The organism is Candidatus Binatus sp., assembly GCF_030646925.1.
In the GTDB taxonomy this organism is placed as follows: Bacteria; Desulfobacterota; Binatia; order Binatales; family Binataceae; genus Binatus.
The window spans coordinates 1-3638 of the sequence record NZ_JAUSKL010000018.1; the positions used below are offsets into that span (position 1 = coordinate 1).

General features: G+C 60.7%; 3 protein-coding genes. 2 read left to right on the forward strand and 1 reads right to left on the reverse strand.

Annotated elements, in window-relative coordinates; translation table 11 throughout:
- A partial coding sequence (locus Q7S58_RS01985) for an amidohydrolase family protein (protein ID WP_304820259.1) occupies positions 1–884 on the reverse strand: 884 nt, incomplete at its 3' end.
- A 179-nt stretch (positions 885–1063) separates the two neighbouring features.
- Between Q7S58_RS01985 and Q7S58_RS01990 the strand changes: the two genes are divergently transcribed.
- Together Q7S58_RS01990 and Q7S58_RS01995 are read left to right on the forward strand one after the other, a co-directional pair.
- The gene (locus Q7S58_RS01990; protein WP_304820261.1) at positions 1064–1615 is read left to right on the forward strand and encodes a helix-turn-helix domain-containing protein; all 552 of its coding nucleotides are present in this window, start codon (positions 1064–1066) and stop codon (positions 1613–1615) included.
- 166 nt (positions 1616–1781) lie between these two features.
- A complete protein-coding gene (locus tag Q7S58_RS01995) occupies positions 1782–3488 on the forward strand; it encodes an amidohydrolase family protein (RefSeq protein ID WP_304820263.1) in 1707 nt (568 codons plus the stop codon).
- The last annotated feature ends 150 nt before the right edge of the window (positions 3489–3638 follow it).

The window sequence follows — 3638 nt, forward strand, 5'->3', positions numbered from 1 at the left end:
ACATTTTCGCGAAAATATTCGCTCGGCCTTTTGGTGAGCGTGCCCGCCGGCAGCCAGTAGCGATGGCGGTCGTAGGCGTGATCCATGCGGTACATGTAATGCGGAACCCAGCCGGCGTCGGCCTCGACGCATACGACCTTCAGCTTGGGATGGCGCTCGAACACGCCGCCCAGCACGAAGGTCCCGATGATGTCCTGACAGCCGCGGATGATCGCCAGAAAGCCATTGAGCTTCGGGCCGCGAGTCTGGAAGTTGTCGGTGCTGCTGGTGAGGATGTGAAAGCTCAGCGGCAACTGGAGATCGATTGCGGCTCGGTAGAAATCGTCGTAGGCGGGGCTGTCGTAGTCTTCGACCTTGGGATTGCCCGGCATCATGACGCCCTTCATCCCCAGTTGCTTCATCTTGCGCAGGTCCTCGATTCCTTCCTCGGGCGAGCGCATCGCAGTCTGGCCGCATCCGATCAGCCGGTCGGGATGCGCGCCGCAGTACTCGGCGATCCATAAATTGTAGGCGTCGAAGCAGGCCTTCTTGTAATCGAAATCCGGATGGTTGCAGAGCATCATGCCGACGGTAGGGTAGATGACTTCGGCGGAGACGCCGTCGCGATCCTGGTCGGCCATCCGCGCCTCAGGATCCCAACCGCCACGATGCATATCCTCGAATTTCACGCCGAAGGCCGCCAGCTCCTTCGCGTCCTTGCCGGCCGCCGCGATCAGTCCCATCGGAATCGGGCGCTCGAGATCCTTGATTACGAAGATATCGCCCAGCTTGTCGTCGCGCACCATGTGCGGGGCGGTGTCCTTGTACTTGCGATCGATCCGATCCACGTAGGTGCCCGGCGGCTCGGCGATATGGGAATCGGCTGAAATGATTGGCTTTTGCATACGGCTTCGGCTCCTTGTTTGTGCGACTGCGCTGCGATCTCTTGTGCTGGTGAATTCGATGTAGCAAACTCGCTTGACGTTTTCAATCGGAAACATCGATACATTAAACGAAACCGCATGGAGCCGAGCGAACCATAGTCATGTGCACTACAAGTAGCGCTGCGAGGGGCGGGTAAGGCGTGGAAGAAACCGTAAGCAAGCTGGGAGAGCGACTCAAACGGGTCAGGCTCGAGCAGGGTTTGACGCTGCGCGACCTGGGGTTACGGGCTCAAGTTTCAGCGGGCACGATTCAGAAGATTGAGGCGGGCCGGCTGGTGCCGTCGGTCGAAATCTTCGTGAAGGTAACCAAGGCGCTGCGCCGCCGCGCGAGCTTTTTTTTGGGCGACGAAGATGGCGCGGCCGACGTCCGCGTGATTCGCCGCGAGGCGCGGAAATCTTTCGACGCAGGCGCGCGGATCAAGATCGAAAGCATCGCCGAAACGCTGCGCGAGCCGAAGATGGAAGGGTACTTGATTACCGTTCCCAAGCGCGCCCGCAGCGGGCGGCCGCTCGGCTTCAGCGGCGAGATACTGTTCTTCTGCAACAAGGGCAGTGTGGATTTTTTCGTGCGCGGCAAGAAAGAAGTGTTACGCCAGGGCGATTCGATTCATTTCAAGGCCGCGATTCCGCATCGCTTCCAGAACAACGGCCCCATCGTCGCCGAACTGCTGGTGGTGTGGTCGCCCGCATAACCCGCGAAAGCTGGAAGAACTTGTTAACCAGACAGGCTCAATTTCATTGGACGAGTAAGTATCAGGTGCGCTATCCCTGTTTCCAAAGCGAAACATTTGCGTCCGATCGGCTGGCTCTCCGAGCTTGCCCAGTCAGAAGTAATGATAAAGGTCCGGAGGATGACTAATGGAATACGATCTTAAAATTGCCAACGGCACAATTATCGACGGCACCGGACAGCCGGGAGTCACTGGCGACTTAGCGATTAAGGATGGAAAGATCGCAGCGTCGGGAAAAGCGCCGGGCAAGGCGCGCGATACGATCGACGCGCGCGGCAAGATCGTGGCTCCCGGATTCATCGACATACACACCCATTACGACGCGCAGGTGATGTGGGATCGGATGATGACGATCTCGCCATGGCGCGGAGTCACCACGGTGGTAACGGGCAATTGCGGTTTCGGCGTGGCGCCCACCCGGCCCGAGCATCGCGGCCTGATCATGCGCACGCTCGAGAAGGTCGAGGGCATGAGCCTGGCGGCGCTCGAGGAAGGCCTCGGCTACAACTGGCCGTTCGAGAGTTTTGGCCAGTACCTCGACGCGGTCGAGCGGCGCGGGACGGCAATCAACTTCGGCGCGCTGGTAGGACATACGCCGATTCGGATGTATGTGATGGGCGAGGAATCGACCGAGCGCCCTGCCGCGGAAGCGGAGATCGCGCAAATGCGGGAGATCGTGCGGAGCGCGATGAAGGCCGGCGCGCTTGGCTTTGCCACTTCGAAATCGCAGACCCATGTCGGCTACAGCGGCAAGCCGGTGCCGAGCCGGGCGGCGGATGTCGCGGAAATCAAGGCGCTCGCCGCGGTCCTGGGCGAGATGGGCGAGGGCATCATCCAGGCCACCGTGGGGCGCGAACTTTTCTTGAAGGAATTCGTCGAGATCGCGCAGGCGACCGGGCGCCCAGTAACGTGGACGGCGTTGCTGGCCGGGATGTCCGGCATGGCCGGACCCGACAGCCATCAGAAACTACTCCGCGAGTCGGAGGCGATCTTCGACCGCGGCATCGCGGTCGTCCCGCAGGTCACTTGTCGCCCGCTCAACTTCGAGTTTACTTTCAAGGAGCCTTTCCTTTTCGAAAGTATGCCGGTGTTCGCCGGGATCTCGGCGGCGGATCTTGAAGGCAAGAAGCTGATCTATGCGACAACAGATTTCCGCGGAGCATTCAAGTCCAAGGCGGGAGCGGAATCCGGCGGTCCGTTCTCGAACCGGTGGGACCGCACGACGATCTCGTACTGTCCTTCCGATCCGTCGCTCGAAGAGCGCGTCGTCAGCGAGGTCGCGCGCGAACGCAGATGCGACCCGATCGATCTCGCGCTGGATCTTGCGCTCGCGTCGAATCTCGAAGCGCGCTTCCGCATGTCGATTTTTAACGACGACGAGGATCAGGTCGCCGAACTTCTCCACGGTAGAGGCACGGTGCTCGGGCTGTCCGACGCTGGCGCGCACGCGAGCCAGCTCTGCGACGCCTGCTTCTCGACCTATCTGCTTCAGCGCTGGGTGCGAGAGAAGAAAGCGATCTCGCTCGAGCGCGCGATCTGGATGCTCACCGCGCGTCCGGCCGAGGTCTTCGGGATCAAGGATCGCGGGCGCCTTGAGGTTGGTCTTGCCGCGGACGTGACCGTCTTCGATCCGGACAAGGTGGGATGCTCCAAGCTGAGGCGCGTCAACGATATGCCGGGAGGACAGGATCGTCTGGTGGCGGACGCCAGCGGCATCGACGCGGTGATTGTAAACGGAACATTGATTCGGCATCACGGAAAAGATGCGGTCGCGACCGACGGCCCGCTGCCGGGACGTGTCCTGCGTCACGGAAGCGCCAGCCAAGCCGCCTGAAATAACGCTCAAAGCGAGGAGGATTCAGCCATGTCGCAAGACCATTCTCTTACCGATCTCGATTTCTTTGTGAGCGGCAACCCCGATCAAATCTGGCGGGAGCTGCGCGCCAATGATCCGGTTCACTGGACTGAAAGGAACGGCCGGACC

Excerpts from the sequence above, each read along its gene's own strand:
- Q7S58_RS01995 (WP_304820263.1), top strand. The coding sequence starts at position 1,782 with ATGGAATACGATCTTAAAATTGCCAACGGCACAATTATCGACGGCACC.